This window comes from Bradyrhizobium sp. BRP56 (assembly GCF_020194035.1).
GTDB lineage: Bacteria > Pseudomonadota > Alphaproteobacteria > Rhizobiales > Xanthobacteraceae > Bradyrhizobium > Bradyrhizobium australafricanum.
The window spans coordinates 1-476 of the sequence record NZ_JADYVV010000193.1 but is presented as its reverse complement, the minus strand read 5'-3'; the positions used below and the strand labels follow the sequence as shown (position 1 = coordinate 476).

Genomic DNA, 476 nt, shown 5'->3' with positions numbered 1-476 from the left:
GACTGCGCCTGCGGCCTGCAGGGCTGCGTGGAGCGTTATGTGTCCGGCAGTGGCGTGGCGATGATCGAGCGCCACCTTGGTGGCAGCGCCGCCGACGCCAGCGCGGTGATCGCCCTGGCCGAAGCCGGTGATGCCCGCGCGCGCAAGGCGCTGGACATCCATCGCGACCTGCTCGGCCACAGCCTGGCCGCGCTGGTGCTGGCGCTGGACCCGCACGTGATCGTGCTCGGCGGCGGCCTTTCGCAGTACGCGCCGCTGTACCAGCACCTGCCCGCCGCCATCGCCACCCACCTGTTCAAGGGTGTGTAGGTGCCACCGATCGTGCCGCCACGCTTCGGCGATGCCGGTGGCGCACGTGGTGCCGCCCTGCTCGCCTGCCAACCCTCCTTTTCCTGATGTCCGGAGCCTGACCATGTCCCCGTTGCAGACCCTGCTTGCTTCCCACCGCGCCGGTGCCAATGTCGGCCTGTACAGCG

1 protein-coding gene is annotated in these 476 nt (G+C 70.4%); it reads left to right on the top strand.

What is annotated here, in order from left to right:
- Positions 1-309: ROK family protein (locus tag I6F38_RS43330; protein ID WP_225164706.1), on the top strand; the 309-nt coding region annotated here is incomplete at its 5' end.
- Positions 310-476: the final 167 nt, after the last annotated feature.